This is a genomic window from Priestia sp. JNUCC 25 (assembly GCF_053667915.1).
The window spans coordinates 4374968-4388216 of record NZ_CM132211.1 but is presented as its reverse complement, the minus strand read 5'-3'; the positions used below and the strand labels follow the sequence as shown (position 1 = coordinate 4388216).

The 13249-nt window shown below is 37.4% G+C and carries 19 protein-coding genes; 16 read left to right on the top strand and 3 right to left on the bottom strand.

All coding sequences use genetic code 11. The features are described from left to right. Nucleotides 1-83: 83 nt before the first annotated feature. The 6 genes from JNUCC25_RS23075 to JNUCC25_RS23050 all read left to right on the top strand — a co-directional run bounded on the left by JNUCC25_RS23075 (nucleotide 84) and on the right by JNUCC25_RS23050 (nucleotide 4482). Nucleotides 84-725: a class I SAM-dependent methyltransferase gene (locus JNUCC25_RS23075; protein ID WP_064472145.1), complete on the top strand. Its 642-nt coding sequence runs from the start codon at nucleotides 84-86 to the stop codon at nucleotides 723-725. 17 nt (nucleotides 726-742) lie between these two features. Then, complete coding sequence (mtnN, locus tag JNUCC25_RS23070; protein WP_013059273.1) at nucleotides 743-1438, top strand: 5'-methylthioadenosine/S-adenosylhomocysteine nucleosidase; 696 nt, start codon at nucleotides 743-745, stop codon at nucleotides 1436-1438. Between the two features lie 142 nt (nucleotides 1439-1580). After that, nucleotides 1581-2504 carry a PLP-dependent cysteine synthase family protein gene (locus JNUCC25_RS23065; RefSeq protein WP_029320142.1) on the top strand — a complete coding sequence of 308 codons (924 nt, stop codon included), beginning with the start codon at nucleotides 1581-1583 and terminating at the stop codon, nucleotides 2502-2504. A gap of 1 nt (nucleotide 2505) precedes the next feature. Further along, on the top strand, nucleotides 2506-3639 hold the full coding sequence (locus JNUCC25_RS23060; RefSeq protein WP_013059271.1) for a bifunctional cystathionine gamma-lyase/homocysteine desulfhydrase: 1134 nt from the start codon (nucleotides 2506-2508) through the stop codon (nucleotides 3637-3639). Between the two features lie 81 nt (nucleotides 3640-3720). Continuing rightward, on the top strand, nucleotides 3721-3951 hold the full coding sequence (locus JNUCC25_RS23055; protein ID WP_013059270.1) for a YrhC family protein: 231 nt from the start codon (nucleotides 3721-3723) through the stop codon (nucleotides 3949-3951). 390 nt (nucleotides 3952-4341) lie between these two features. Further along, nucleotides 4342-4482, top strand: a complete 141-nt coding sequence (locus JNUCC25_RS23050; RefSeq protein ID WP_013059269.1) for a YrzI family small protein — start codon at nucleotides 4342-4344, stop codon at nucleotides 4480-4482. Nucleotides 4483-4652: 170 nt separating this feature from the next. Here JNUCC25_RS23050 and sigK read toward each other — a convergent pair whose 3' ends face one another. Further along, nucleotides 4653-5381 (bottom strand): RNA polymerase sporulation sigma factor SigK, encoded by a 729-nt coding sequence (gene sigK / locus JNUCC25_RS23045; RefSeq protein WP_013059268.1) that lies wholly within the window; start codon nucleotides 5379-5381, stop codon nucleotides 4653-4655. Nucleotides 5382-5596: 215 nt separating this feature from the next. Here sigK and JNUCC25_RS23040 point away from each other — a divergent pair, with 215 nt between their 5' ends. Continuing rightward, complete coding sequence (locus JNUCC25_RS23040) at nucleotides 5597-5743, top strand: hypothetical protein (RefSeq protein ID WP_013059267.1); 147 nt, start codon at nucleotides 5597-5599, stop codon at nucleotides 5741-5743. Between the two features lie 175 nt (nucleotides 5744-5918). Here the strand turns inward: JNUCC25_RS23040 and pssA are convergent, their stop codons facing one another. Then, entirely contained in the window at nucleotides 5919-6458 is a 540-nt protein-coding gene (gene pssA, locus JNUCC25_RS23035; RefSeq protein ID WP_013059266.1) for a CDP-diacylglycerol--serine O-phosphatidyltransferase, read from the bottom strand. Between the two features lie 114 nt (nucleotides 6459-6572). Between pssA and JNUCC25_RS23030 the strand changes: the two genes are divergently transcribed. Beyond that, nucleotides 6573-7355, top strand: coding sequence for a phosphatidylserine decarboxylase (locus JNUCC25_RS23030; protein ID WP_064472143.1), 783 nt, complete (start codon nucleotides 6573-6575; stop codon nucleotides 7353-7355). A 73-nt stretch (nucleotides 7356-7428) separates the two neighbouring features. Here JNUCC25_RS23030 and JNUCC25_RS23025 read toward each other — a convergent pair whose 3' ends face one another. Next, entirely contained in the window at nucleotides 7429-7569 is a 141-nt protein-coding gene (locus tag JNUCC25_RS23025; protein ID WP_013059264.1) for a sporulation histidine kinase inhibitor Sda, read from the bottom strand. A 549-nt stretch (nucleotides 7570-8118) separates the two neighbouring features. Between JNUCC25_RS23025 and JNUCC25_RS23020 the strand changes: the two genes are divergently transcribed. The 8 genes from JNUCC25_RS23020 to JNUCC25_RS22985 are packed head-to-tail and all read left to right on the top strand — an operon-like array spanning nucleotide 8119 to nucleotide 13211. Beyond that, entirely contained in the window at nucleotides 8119-8631 is a 513-nt protein-coding gene (locus tag JNUCC25_RS23020) for a YqeG family HAD IIIA-type phosphatase (RefSeq protein WP_013059263.1), read from the top strand. A 3-nt stretch (nucleotides 8632-8634) separates the two neighbouring features. Continuing rightward, the gene (yqeH, locus tag JNUCC25_RS23015; protein WP_013059262.1) at nucleotides 8635-9741 is read left to right on the top strand and encodes a ribosome biogenesis GTPase YqeH; all 1107 of its coding nucleotides are present in this window, start codon (nucleotides 8635-8637) and stop codon (nucleotides 9739-9741) included. 19 nt (nucleotides 9742-9760) lie between these two features. Beyond that, nucleotides 9761-10600, top strand: a complete 840-nt coding sequence (gene aroE / locus JNUCC25_RS23010) for a shikimate dehydrogenase (RefSeq protein ID WP_016765605.1) — start codon at nucleotides 9761-9763, stop codon at nucleotides 10598-10600. Nucleotides 10601-10618: 18 nt separating this feature from the next. Next, nucleotides 10619-10918, top strand: coding sequence for a ribosome assembly RNA-binding protein YhbY (gene yhbY, locus JNUCC25_RS23005; protein ID WP_013059260.1), 300 nt, complete (start codon nucleotides 10619-10621; stop codon nucleotides 10916-10918). A 60-nt stretch (nucleotides 10919-10978) separates the two neighbouring features. After that, nucleotides 10979-11551, top strand: a complete 573-nt coding sequence (locus JNUCC25_RS23000; protein WP_013059259.1) for a nicotinate-nucleotide adenylyltransferase — start codon at nucleotides 10979-10981, stop codon at nucleotides 11549-11551. Beyond that, nucleotides 11538-12110 carry a bis(5'-nucleosyl)-tetraphosphatase (symmetrical) YqeK gene (gene yqeK / locus JNUCC25_RS22995; protein ID WP_013059258.1) on the top strand — a complete coding sequence of 191 codons (573 nt, stop codon included), beginning with the start codon at nucleotides 11538-11540 and terminating at the stop codon, nucleotides 12108-12110. The genes JNUCC25_RS23000 and yqeK overlap by 14 nt, the downstream gene beginning before the upstream one ends. Next, nucleotides 12103-12456, top strand: a complete 354-nt coding sequence (gene rsfS / locus JNUCC25_RS22990; protein WP_013085071.1) for a ribosome silencing factor — start codon at nucleotides 12103-12105, stop codon at nucleotides 12454-12456. The genes yqeK and rsfS overlap by 8 nt, the downstream gene beginning before the upstream one ends. Further along, complete coding sequence (locus JNUCC25_RS22985) at nucleotides 12453-13211, top strand: class I SAM-dependent DNA methyltransferase (RefSeq protein ID WP_013059256.1); 759 nt, start codon at nucleotides 12453-12455, stop codon at nucleotides 13209-13211. Before rsfS ends, JNUCC25_RS22985 begins: the two co-directional genes overlap by 4 nt. The last annotated feature ends 38 nt before the right edge of the window (nucleotides 13212-13249 follow it).

Below are 13249 nucleotides of genomic sequence, written 5' to 3'. Positions count from 1 at the left end.
AAATAATTTGTAAATGAAGAACAAACGATAGCTAAAAACATACTATATCCATAAGAATTATTAGTTATGAGGAGGCGTTTTTTATGGGTCTAGAGTTTTTAGATATCTTTGAAAAGTGGGCGAATGAGTATGATGCATCGGTAAGCGGGAAAGATGAACAGTATAGAGAAGTGTTTCGCAATTATAATGGAATCTTAGAATATGTAGCAGACCGTTCAATAGGGCATGTGATAGAATTTGGAACAGGGACTGGAAACTTAACAAAAAAACTGTTAGAAAAAGAACTGACTGTAGTAGGAATTGAACCTTCAGTACCAATGAGACAATTGGCACACCAGAAATTAGGGGCAGATGTTTTAGTCACACCAGGAGACTTTTTACAATTTGATACATCATTGTTTCCAGCAGAGAGCTTAGTTAGTACGTATGCTTTTCATCATTTAACAGATAAAGAAAAAGAAGAAGCTGTGATAAACTATGGAAAGTTACTTCAAACCGGTGGTAAAATAGTGTTTGCTGATACAATGTTTGAAACAGCGGATTCATTTGCTGATACCATTGTTCAGGCAAAACAAAAAGGATATACGCAACTAGCAGAAGATCTAGAGAGGGAATACTATACAACGATTCCCGTCTTAAAGCAAATCTTTGAAAGCAATGGTTTTCACATAACCTTTACACAATTTAATCACTTTGTGTGGGTATTGGAGGCAACGAAACAATAGTAGAAAGAGGTTTTAAAATGAAAGTAGCAATCATTGGAGCAATGGAAGAAGAAGTGACGATTTTACGCGATAAAATTGAAAATCGTCAAGAAACAGTAATCGCAGGATGTGAATACTCAACAGGAACAATTAGCGGTGTGGAGGTTGTATTATTAAAATCAGGTATTGGAAAAGTAAATGCTGCGTTATCTACAGCCATCTTACTAGAGAAGTTCAAACCTGATTACGTTATTAACACAGGATCAGCAGGCGGCTTCCATCCAGAGTTAAACGTAGGGGATGCGGTTATTTCAACAGAAGTTCGTCATCATGATGTAGATGTAACGGTATTCAACTATGAATACGGTCAAGTGCCAAACTTGCCTGCAGCTTTTAAAGCAGATGACAAACTAGTTCGTCTTGCTGAAGAAAGTGCTCTTGAAGTAACGGATATGAAAATTGTAAAAGGACTAATTGCTACAGGAGATTCGTTCATGAACGATCCTGTGCGCGTAGAGTTTGTTCGCTCTAAGTTTCCAGACCTGTATGCAGCTGAAATGGAAGCGGCGGCTGTTGCTCAAGTATGCTATCAATTTGGCGTACCGTTTGTTATTCTTCGTGCTCTTTCTGACATCGCCGGCAAAGAATCAAATGTTTCTTTTGAGCAATTTTTAGAAAAAGCAGCTGTTAATTCAACGAAATTAGTATTGAATTTTATTACAAAATTAAAATAAGCTGTTCGTAAAATATAGAGTTTGTTTTCGTCTACACTCTGCATCGTTTATCATAACATGGGGTGTAGACTATATTTTTACCTTAATTCCGACTTTGTTTATAGGTTAAGTTATATTATTTGATAGCGAGGTGTTCAAGATTATGAAGGTAGCCAAAAACATTCATGAATTGATTGGAAACACACCTATGATTGAGATTACACAATTTGATTTACCTAGAGAAATCAGGATATTTGCTAAACTGGAATATGTTAATCCAGGAGGAAGTGTAAAAGATCGTTTAGGAAAAGAACTGATGCAAGAAGCTCTTAGCTCTGGAAGACTGAAGCGAGGCGGAACGGTGGTTGAGCCTACTGCTGGAAATACGGGGATTGGGCTGGCTTTAGCTGCTCTTCAGCACGAAATAAACGTCATACTATGTGTTCCAGAAAAATTCAGTATTGAAAAACAGCAGCTTATGAAGGCTTTGGGGGCAACTGTGGTTCAAACACCTACTGAAGCTGGTATGAAAGGTGCTATAAACAAGGCTCAAGAGCTGCTGCGTGAAATACCTGGTTCTTATTGTCCTCAGCAGTTTGCTAATCCGGCCAATCCTATGACTTATTACAAAACCTTAGGGCCAGAAATATATGAACAGCTTGATGGAAAAATCGACGTGTTTGTAGCTGGAGCAGGTACAGGTGGAACATTTATGGGTACAGCAAAATTTTTGAAAGAAAAAAATCCTTCTCTAAAAACAGTCATTGTGGAGCCAGAAGGTTCGATTTTAAACGGAGGGAAATCCGGCCCTCACTTAACTGAAGGAATTGGAATGGAGTTCATCCCTGATTATATGGAGCGGTCTTATTTTAATGCTATTCATACTGTTGAAGATGTTTATGCTTTTCAAAGAGTGAAAGAGCTGGCTTTAAAAGAAGGGTTACTAGTAGGGAGCTCTTCAGGAGCAGCCTTCGAAGCAGCCCTGCTCGAAGCAAAAAATGCAGAAAAAGGCGCTCATATCGTCACCATTTTTCCCGATAGCAGCGAACGGTACTTAAGTAAAAATATTTACAGTGGAGGAAGATAAGATGAAACGTAAAACACAATTAATTCATGGTGGAATTGTTGGCGATGAACAGACGGGTGCTGTCTCTGTTCCTATTTATCAAGTGAGCACTTATAAACAAGAGGGAGCTGGAAAACATACGGGATACGAATATTCGAGAACCGGTAACCCTACACGACACGCCTTAGAAGAACTTATCAAAGAAATTGAAGGAGGATATGCGGGGTTTGCGTTTGGATCTGGTATGGCAGCTACTACTGCTGTATTCATGCTGTTTAACAGCGGAGATCATGTGCTAATTACAGATGACGTATACGGAGGAACGTACCGAGTGATTACAAAAGTGCTGAGCCGTATTGGCATTGAAGCTACTTTTATTGATACAAGCGACATCGAAAATATTAAGAAAGAAATTCGCCCCAACACAAAAGCTATTTATATCGAGACTCCCACGAATCCTCTCCTAAAAATTACTGACTTGCAGCAGGCTTCTTCAGTAGCTAAACAGCATCATTTACTTACCATCGTTGATAACACATTCAGTACCCCGTATTGGCAAAACCCTATCGAAAAAGGTGCGGATATCGTTCTGCACAGTGCAACTAAGTATCTAGGCGGCCACAGTGACGTTGTAGCAGGGCTAGCTGTTGTGAATTCGCCTAAATTGGCAGAAGACCTTCATTTTATTCAAAATGCGACTGGAGGCATTTTAGGACCCCAAGATTCTTGGCTTTTGATGAGGGGGATTAAAACATTAGGAATACGAATGGAAGAACATGAATTCAACACTGGGAAAATAGTAGAATTTTTACTTGCTCATCCTGCTGTTACAAAAGTATATTATCCAGGATTAAAAACCCACCCAAACCACCTTATTGCTAAAAAGCAAGCAAGAGGTTTTGGGGGAATGGTTTCTTTTGATGTGGGAAGCGAAGAGAAAGCGGAACAAGTACTGAGCAAAGTGAAATATTTTACATTAGCAGAAAGTTTAGGAGCCATTGAAAGCCTTATTTCCATTCCTTCTAAAATGACTCATGCTTCTATACCGAGCGACCGACGTAAAGAGCTAGGAATTACAGATGGATTAATTCGTATTTCTGTAGGCCTTGAAGATGTAGAAGATTTAATTGAAGACTTAGAAGAGGCATTGAAATGATTGTGGTAAAAATAGGATTTTCATAGACCTATAGATCTATGATAGAGTAGAGTTATAACATTCTACTGAGAAGGTGATTGTATGAAAGCTCAACACATCAAAGCAAAAATTGAAGATTACAGCCGCTTTATTTACGTCCTTCTAGCCGTAAGTACATTCTTGTACATTGGTGTTATGATTGGCCAAGGTGAAAAAAGTGATATGCAGCTTGGAATAATGGAAGCGATCGTTATTCTTTTTGCCGCCCTTGCCTTTTATTTTAGTTATCAAACTAAAAAACTGAAAAAAGAACTAATGAAAGAAAAAGAATAATAGATGTAAAAAGGCGATTATACATCGTCTTTTTTTTATGAGGGTTGAAAAAATAAAAAAATTCCCTATTTTTCAAAAAAACAGTTTACTTTTTATGAGTCCGTGGATATAATTACCATTGTAAGGAAAATACTTTATTAAAAGGAGGTCGAGTCATATGTTAAGACGTTTATCAGTTATGGGTCATCCAGTTTCAACTATGTTCAAAAATCGTCTATATACGTATACTATTCGGCCGTGTTCCTGTATCAAGTAACTTTCTTACTTTGATCATTAAAACACGTTAATTCACCACAGGTGCGAATAGTAGCCCTGTGGTTTTTATTATTTTTCAGCCACAGGATGCTTATGCATTACTGTGGCTTTTTTGTGTATAAGGAGGTGATTGTAATGACACTGAACATTTTCTTTTTAACTATTACCATAAAGTCCCGTCAATACTCAGAGGCAGAAATTAAGCATGAACAGTATGTAAGACAATTAGAAGAAGAAATAAAAGACCGCAAGTATGAGTTTTATCGTCATTTCTAATTTGAACAGTGGAAAGGAGTGGATGAATGATGATTAATCAAAAAGGATATATCGTTGTATGGCTGCTTGTGGAGAAAGATTCCACCTAAATGATTAGTAGGGGGAGTAATGATGTGTTTGCTACGGATTATTATTTGGAAATTATTTTAAAAAAAGAGCGGAAAGAAGGATTAATTCTCCTTCTTTCCGCTCTTTTTTTTCTCTTTTTCGGCTCTGTAAAATTCGTGAAACATTTTCATCAGCGCTCGCTTTTCAATTCGCGAAACATAACTTCTTGAAATATTTAATTCTTTTGCAATTTCTCGCTGGGTTTTTTCATCCTGCAGATCCAAACCGAAGCGGCCAACAATTACTTCCTTTTCTCGATCATCGAGAATATCGATGTATTCTTTTATTTTTTCTAATTCCATATTTAGTTGAATCATATCAATTACATCGTCTGATTCTGATTTTAATACATCAATCAAACTGATTTCATTTCCTTCTTTATCCTGGCCAATTGGATCATGGAGCGACACATCTTTTTTTGTTTTTTTGAGCGCTCGCAAGTGCATCAATATTTCATTTTCAATACATCGTGCGGCATAAGTAGCTAATTTTGTTCCTTTTCCTTGCGAATAACTTTCGATTGCTTTAATTAAACCGATTGTCCCAATTGAAATTAAATCTTCCGCATCCTCTCCCGTGTTTTCAAACTTTTTAACAATATGCGCAACGAGCCGGAGATTGTGTTCAATAAGAAGGTTTCGCGCTTCTTGATCTCCTTGTTCCATTAAAGATAAATATCTCTTTTCTTCAGCAGCAGATAAGGGTTGAGGAAACGCATTGTTTTTTACGTAGGAAACAAGGAAAACCAATTCTTTAAAGAAATAGCCTAGTGCGGTAAATAATGCAGACATCTCTTCACCTCCATAAGGGGATATCAACCTGTGAGAGACTAACATTACACTATATGTAAAAAGAAGGATGTCTTTGCCTGTACGTTTAAAATTCCCCCGGGGACAAGAGAGTTTGAAAAAGTCCACAGATTTTTCTTTAGAGATAGTTACCAGCCTATACAGGGGGAAAGTATGTACATACGCTAGTAGTAGTTCATAGTGTAAGGAGGGAGAGTATGTACGGTTACGGAGGCTGCTGTTATCCTAATTATCCAGCTTACCCATGTGGAGGAGGCTTCGGCTGGGGACTTGGATTGTTGATTGTTCTGTTTGTCCTGTTATTAATTTTCGGAAGCTTCTATTGGTTTAGCTGCTGGTATTAAAAAAAACTCATGCATGCGCATGAGTTTTTTTAGATGACATATCCTACCGAATAGAACCATTCATTTTTAAGAATTCTTAAGGAATTTTCGCTTTGTTTCTTAAAGAAGATGATTTATTCTATAATTAAGAAAAGAAGCAAGACGATAATATTCCTCTATAAAAGTAAATAGAGCTCTATACTTTTTTTAGCTTGAAAGTACTAATCATCAAGCAAGCGAGTACGATAATTAAAAACATATAAAAGTGTGAAGGCAAATAAGGGACGCCTAAGTAGCTAAGAGTTAATAAACAACCTGCTGCGGTAATAGGGAGCCCTGTAAAATACCCAGTATTTTCTGTGATGTTAAAGCGGGCAAGACGAAGTGCTCCGCAAGCAATGTAACAGATGGTAACAATTGAACCTGCAGCACCAAAGTGAGATAAAATACTTTGATAAAGTAGTAGAGCTGGAGCGATGCCAAATGATATAATATCGCACATGGAGTCCAGTTGTTTTCCAAGTTCAGATTCAATTTGCAGCTTTCTGGCTACCATGCCGTCGAATCGGTCTGCTAACGCTGCTAAAAAAATTAGTAATAAACTTAAGTTCAATTCATTTTTCATGACAAATAAAATAGCAAAGCTTCCTAAACTTAAATTAACAATCGTTAAGGAGTTTGCCGCTTGGGATCTCAGCTTTTTAATTGTATGATCTAGATAGTCTAATAAAAACAATTTCCTCACTCCTTTAAAGGATGGAATGAACTAAAGGTAAAAATAATGGTAATTTCATTGTAGACGCAAACCTTATTCTAGTAAAGAACTATTCAGTATGTGGAGGTAAAATTATTGTTGCAGCACCTGTATCGAACGTTTATTGAGCTTACGAATCACCAAGGATCATCGAAGCTCATTCGAAAATTCACTTTCTCTAAATGGAGTCGGTTTGTTATACCCTCCTATACAAAAGTTTTTAAAGTAAATAAAGAAGAAATGGACAAGCCTGTGCATCACTATCAAAACTTACATGAGCTATTTATTCGCCGTTTGAAACCTTCTGCCCGTCCGGTCGATCAGCAGAAAGACAGCGTTGTCAGTCCTGTAGATGCAAAGATAGAAGCATATGGAGTCATTACGCCTCAAAAAGAAATGATTGTAAAAAACAAACCTTATTCTATACAGGAAATGGTTTCAAATGATCTTGTTCTTGAAAAATATATAGAGGGACAGTTTATTATCCTCTACCTTAGTCCGAAAGACTATCATCGCATTCACAGCCCTCTTAAAGCCCATGTGGGGGATACGTGGACCGTTGGACAAAAGTCTTATCCAGTAAATTCATTAGGAATCAAATACGGGAAAGAACCGCTTGTGAAAAATTTCCGGAAGCTCACGGAGTTAACATTTGAAAATGGTCACATGCTGATGGTAAAAGTAGGAGCCATGTTTATCAACAGTATTGAAGCGGTTTCTAAAAAAGAAGTAGTCGAAAAAGGGGAAGAAATGGCTTACTTCACGTTTGGCTCGACTGTCATTTTATTATTTGAGAAGAACTCAATCACTTTTGCTTCTAATGTTTACTCAGGTTCTTACGTAAAATGTGGAGAACCAATTGCTCATTTGAAAAAATAGAGCCTATATAATAAAAGAGTAGATAGATAAATGAAGATGCAGCTTTCTTTTATTAAGAAGGCTCTTTTATTCGTTAAGAAGGAATTTGTATGCTAATCTTTAATGATCTTCTTTCAATTTCCTCTTCAATTAATTTTATAAAATCAGGGCTTAATTGCAGTTCAGTTGCTTTGCTGTATGATTCAATAAGCAGCTCATCTGATAATTTTCTCATAAGATTGCCGCCACCTCCTACTAAAATAAATATCCTAAAAAGTTATATTTAAATGCTAATAAATTCCTTATTTATAATCTAACATGAATCAAATAAAGGAACAATCGTTCTGTTATCCACAGCTTTCGGTGGATAAAATGTGGGTATGTTGTTTATAATTACCATTAATTGCTGAACTATAACAGAGGATAATGTGTATAACCTTATCCACATAATTGGGCTTATCAATTTTTGTCGAAAACTTTTAACGGAATTTGTTTACCACTTACCCTATTTGATAAGTAATAAACGTTTTCTGCACTATTTTTTATTTTAAGTTTGCAGTGGGTGAATATATCGTAAGCTCACGAACAAATGGAGTTTTACTACCTTTTGTCAATAACTTTCTGTATAAAGTTAAAGCATTCACAAGGCATATCCTTTATACTAAGAAAAGACCTGTTTTTGAAGAGAATAAAATTTTAGGTTGGAAAATAACAAGAAGTCGTTATAATGATAGACGGCGTTAATTTTAGTATGTAACTATATATTCGAGGTGCATGATACGTGTTGAAACTTTTTTTACCAAATGAACATGTGAAAAACGTGTTTCAAATTAAGCCAGACGATTTGAAAGAGCGCGGAATAAAAGGAATTATTACCGACTTAGATAACACGTTGGTGGAATGGGATCGCCCTGATGCCACTCCGGAATTAATTGAGTGGTTTCAGTTAATGAAAGATAGTGGAATTAAAATTACGATTGTATCGAATAATGTGGAGAAACGAGTCAAGCTGTTTTCAGATCCAGTTGGACTTCCATTTGTATATAAAGCACGCAAACCGATGCGTAAAGCATTTAGAAGAGCTCTTCGTGATATGGAGCTGCAAAAAGATGAGGTTGTAGTTATTGGTGACCAGCTTTTAACGGATGTATTAGGAGGAAATCGTCTCGGCGTATATACGGTTTTGGTTGTACCAGTTGCGCAAACAGATGGATTTGTAACGAAATTTAACCGTAAAATGGAACGAAGAATTCTAGGTTGGATGAAACGAAAAGGTATGATTAACTGGGAGGATTAAAACGTGAGTGAAGAAAAATTACAGTGCGTAGGATGCGGAGTGGAGATTCAAACAGAACGACCGGATGAACTTGGCTATGCTCCAAAATCAGCACTAGAAAAAGAAGCTATTATTTGCCAGCGATGCTTTCGCTTGAAGCATTATAATGAAGTACAAGATGTTTCCTTAACAGACGATGATTTTTTAAAAATCTTAAATGGAATTGGTCAAACGGACGGTTTAGTTGTAAAAGTTGTAGATATCTTTGACTTTAACGGCAGCTGGTTACCTGGTTTGCATCGATTTGTTGGAAATAACAAGGTTCTTTTAGTGGGAAATAAAGCAGATTTACTGCCAAAGTCTATAAAGAAAAATAAACTAATTCATTGGATGAAGCGAGAAGCGAAAGAGCTTGGGCTAAAATCAGTGGATGTGTTTCTCATGAGCGCGCAAAAAGGACAAGGAATTCGAGAAATTGCCGAAGCCATTGAACATTATCGCGAAGGTAAAGATGTATATGTTGTGGGATGTACAAACGTTGGTAAATCAACATTTATTAATGCCATTATTAAAGAAGTAACGGGAGAAAAAGATATTATTACCACATCTCAATATCCGGGCACAACGCTGGATATGATTGATATCCCGCTTGATAACGGCGCGTCTTTATATGATACGCCTGGTATTATTAATCACCATCAAATGGCTCACTATGTAGATAAACGAGACTTAAAGCTAATTTCTCCTAAAAAAGAAATAAAGCCGAAGGTTTATCAGCTAAATGAAGGGCAAACGTTATACTTTGGAGGACTGGCGCGCTTAGATTATGTACAGGGAGGCCGCAAGTCATTAACATGTTATGTATCGAACGATTTGCATATCCATCGTACGAAGCTTGAAAAAGCAGATGAGCTGTATGAAAAGCAAGCAGGTGAACTGCTTCAGCCGCCGCGCCCAGAGCAAATGGATGAGTTTCCTGAACTGGTTGCACATGAATTTACAATAAAAAATGAAAAAACGGATATTGTTTTTTCAGGGCTTGGCTGGGTGACGGTTAATGAGTCAGGTTCAAAAGTTGTGGCGCATGCACCAAAAGGAGTCGGCGTATTTGTGCGCGATTCTTTAATTTAAACAAAAAGGGGAAAAAATCTTGAGTACATTATATGGGCTAGTTGGTTATCCGCTTGGGCATTCACTATCGCCATTGATGCAAAATGACGCCTTTAAACGTCTGAATATGGATGCTCATTATGAAGCTTTTCCAATTGAACCTGTTCATTTTGAGTCAGCCATTGGAGAGCTAAAAGATAAAAACATTCAAGGATTTAATGTCACGATTCCTTATAAAGTTGATATTATGAAGCATTTGGATGAAGTCGATCCATTAGCAAAGGCAATTGGCGCTGTAAATACAGTTGTTAATCAAGATGGCCGTTATATTGGATACAATACCGACGGAGAGGGGTATGTGACGTCTTTACTCAAAGCAGTAGAAGGCAGCTTATCCCAAAAAAGAATTTTAATTATTGGAGCTGGAGGAGCTGCAAAAGCTATTTTTTATACAATTGCCGCTCAGCATGCTCCCGAGGTAATTGCGATATGCAATCGTACCGTCGAAAAAGCAGCTGTATTAGCTAACGAGCTGCCTTTTTCGACGAAAACGGCGGCGATGTCTATTTCTGATGCGGAAAAACAATTAGATACATTCGATATTATTATTAATACCACTTCAGTGGGAATGTATCCTAACGTTGATGAGCTGCCATTAGCACTTACTTTATTGCAAAAAGAAGCCGTAGTCAGCGATATTATTTACAACCCTTTAAAAACAAAGCTTTTAAAAGAGGCTGAAGCAAAAGGGGCAGGCACTCATAACGGTGTCGGTATGTTTGTACTGCAAGGTGCACTTGCATTTGAAAAGTGGACGAACGTCCGTCCTGACGAAGAGGCAATGGAACACATTGTTCTTTCAACACTAACTAAGAGATAAGATACAACGGAGGTTTTTATGTTAACAGGTAAACAAAAACGTTTTTTACGTTCAAAAGCACATCATTTAAATCCAATTTTCCAAGTAGGAAAAGGTGGAGTCAACGAAAATATGATTGGTCAAATTGCTGATGCATTAGAAGCAAGAGAATTATTAAAAGTAAGCATTCTGCAAAACTGTGACGAAGATCGTGACACGGTTGCTGCTCGATTAACAAAAGGAACAAAAGCAGAGCTTGTACAAGTGATTGGAAATACAATTGTATTATATAAAGAATCACGCGAAAATAAGCAGTTAATGCTTCCAAAAGTGAAGTGAAATAGAGCGGGGAAACCCGCTCTATTTAAAAATGAAGTAAATTAAAGGAGTCGGGGATTGTTGAAGAGTATTGGAATTTTAGGTGGAACATTCAATCCGCCTCATTTGGGGCATTTAATGATGGCAAATGAGGTTTTGCATGCCTTGAAATTAGATGAGATATGGTTCATGCCGTCGTATATTCCACCTCATAAAACAATCAAAGAGCCTATTGAGCCATATCATCGTTTACAAATGCTAAAGCTAGCTATTGAAGAACATGATCAATTTACCCTGCAGCCGATTGAATTTGAGCGCAAAGAGCCTTCATATACATATGATACGATGAGAATACTAACGGAGAAGTATCCAACGTATCAGTTTCATTTCATCGTTGGTGCTGATATGGTAGAATATTTGCCGAAGTGGTATGAAATTGATGAATTAGTCAATTTGGTTACATTTGTAGGTGTAAAACGCCCGGGGTATACCATTACGTCCCCTTACCCGATAAAAGAAGTAGAAGTTCCGCAGTTTGATGTCTCCTCTTCCTTTATTCGCGAACGAGTAGTAAAGAAAGAAACCATTCGTTATTTTATACCTGCTGGTGTTAAACAATATATCGAGGAGAATCAATTATATGAATCGAACTGAGGCATTAGAAATCGTAAAGAAACAGTTAACAGAACGTCGTTATATTCATACTGTCGGGGTAATGGAAACAGCAATTGAATTAGCTAAGCGTTTTGAAGCAGACGAAAAAAAAGCAGAACTGGCTGCTATTTTTCATGACTATGCCAAGTTTCGTCCAAAGGAAGAGATGAAGCAAATTATTATTGATCAAAACATGAACCCTTCTTTATTGGAATACAATACCGAATTATGGCATGCTCCAGTAGGCGCGTTTTTAGTGAGAAATGAAGTAGGGATTACGGATAAGGAAGTATTGGATGCGATTGCTTACCATACATCCGGAAGACCTGGCATGACGTTACTTGAAAAAATTGTGTACGTTGCTGATTACATTGAACCCGGAAGGAGATTTCCAGGTGTTGATGAAGTGCGGGAGTTAGCTAAAATCGACTTAAATGCAGCACTTATTCAATCACTGAAAAACACCATTTCTTTTTTAATGACTAAACATCAGGCCGTTTATCCCGATACGATGATGACATATAATGATTTAATCTTAGGAGGTCAAACACATGACTGAACGTGAATTGCTATCTCTTGTTGTAGAAGCAGCAGACGATAAAAAAGCAATCGATATCGTAGCGTTAAATATGGAAGGAATCTCACTTGTGGCAGATTATTTTGTTATTTGTCACGGTAACTCAGATAAACAAGTGCAGGCAATTGCTCGTGAAATTAAAGAAAAAGCACACGAACAAGGCATTTCTGTGAAGCGTTTAGAAGGATTTGAGCAGGCTAAGTGGGTTCTTGTTGATCTTGGAGATGTTGTGGTTCACATTTTCCATAAAGATGAGCGCGGATATTATAACTTAGAACGCTTATGGGGAGATGCACCATTTGTAAGTTCAGAAGAGCTACAGCTATGAGCAGGTACGGAGAATTTGCCTACGTATATGATCAGCTAATGGCAGACGTTCCGTATGACGATTGGGCTGAATTTTTTAATCAGCAGGTGGCAAAAGCGAAAACAAAGCCTGACAGTATATTAGACCTTGCCTGCGGCACGGGAGAACTCTCCGTTCGATTTGCACAAGAAGGTTTCTCCGTAGTAGGCGTTGATTTGTCTGATGATATGCTTATGGTAGCCCAGGAAAAGGCGACAGAAGCAGGGGTAACGCTATCTCTTTTTCAGCAAAACATGGCGGAACTTGAGTTATTGAAAGAGTTCGATTGTGTAGTAATCTTTTGTGATTCTTTGAACTATTTGCAAAGTGATAAAGAAGTTCAAGAAACCATTCAACGTGTATATAAGCACTTAAAACCAGGTGGGCTCTTTATATTTGATGTTCATTCAGTGCACAAGATGAAGGACGTATTTGGAAATCAATCTTTTTCTTACGTAGATGAAGACGTGTCATATATTTGGAACTGCACCTATGACGATACAGACATGCGCGTAGAGCATGATATTACGTTTTTTGCTTATGATGAAGAAATGGATGCATATCATCGCTTTGATGAGGTGCATGCTCAGCGCACTTGGTCGATTGACCATTATCAATCATGGCTGAGCGAAGCTGGTTTTATAAATATAGAAGTAAGTGCAGATTTCAAAATGAGTGAGCCTACTTCAAACAGTGAGCGCATCTTTTTCTCTGCGCAAAAAAAAGAAGCCGAGTAGAGGCTTCTTTTTTTGTTTCAAAGCAGGATTTCTACAGA

What these genes read in the sequence shown, in the direction of transcription:
- JNUCC25_RS23075 (WP_064472145.1), top strand. Translation starts at nt 84, where the DNA reads ATGGGTCTAGAGTTTTTAGATATCTTTGAAAAGTGGGCGAATGAGTAT.
- mtnN (WP_013059273.1), top strand. Translation starts at nt 743, where the DNA reads ATGAAAGTAGCAATCATTGGAGCAATGGAAGAAGAAGTGACGATTTTA.
- JNUCC25_RS23065 (WP_029320142.1), top strand. Translation starts at nt 1,581, where the DNA reads ATGAAGGTAGCCAAAAACATTCATGAATTGATTGGAAACACACCTATG.
- JNUCC25_RS23060 (WP_013059271.1), top strand. Translation starts at nt 2,506, where the DNA reads ATGAAACGTAAAACACAATTAATTCATGGTGGAATTGTTGGCGATGAA.
- JNUCC25_RS23055 (WP_013059270.1), top strand. Translation starts at nt 3,721, where the DNA reads ATGAAAGCTCAACACATCAAAGCAAAAATTGAAGATTACAGCCGCTTT.
- JNUCC25_RS23050 (WP_013059269.1), top strand. Translation starts at nt 4,342, where the DNA reads ATGACACTGAACATTTTCTTTTTAACTATTACCATAAAGTCCCGTCAA.
- sigK (WP_013059268.1), bottom strand. Translation starts at nt 5,381, where the DNA reads ATGTCTGCATTATTTACCGCACTAGGCTATTTCTTTAAAGAATTGGTT.
- JNUCC25_RS23040 (WP_013059267.1), top strand. Translation starts at nt 5,597, where the DNA reads ATGTACGGTTACGGAGGCTGCTGTTATCCTAATTATCCAGCTTACCCA.
- JNUCC25_RS23025 (WP_013059264.1), bottom strand. Translation starts at nt 7,569, where the DNA reads ATGAGAAAATTATCAGATGAGCTGCTTATTGAATCATACAGCAAAGCA.
- yhbY (WP_013059260.1), top strand. Translation starts at nt 10,619, where the DNA reads ATGTTAACAGGTAAACAAAAACGTTTTTTACGTTCAAAAGCACATCAT.
- yqeK (WP_013059258.1), top strand. Translation starts at nt 11,538, where the DNA reads ATGAATCGAACTGAGGCATTAGAAATCGTAAAGAAACAGTTAACAGAA.
- rsfS (WP_013085071.1), top strand. Translation starts at nt 12,103, where the DNA reads ATGACTGAACGTGAATTGCTATCTCTTGTTGTAGAAGCAGCAGACGAT.
- JNUCC25_RS22985 (WP_013059256.1), top strand. Translation starts at nt 12,453, where the DNA reads ATGAGCAGGTACGGAGAATTTGCCTACGTATATGATCAGCTAATGGCA.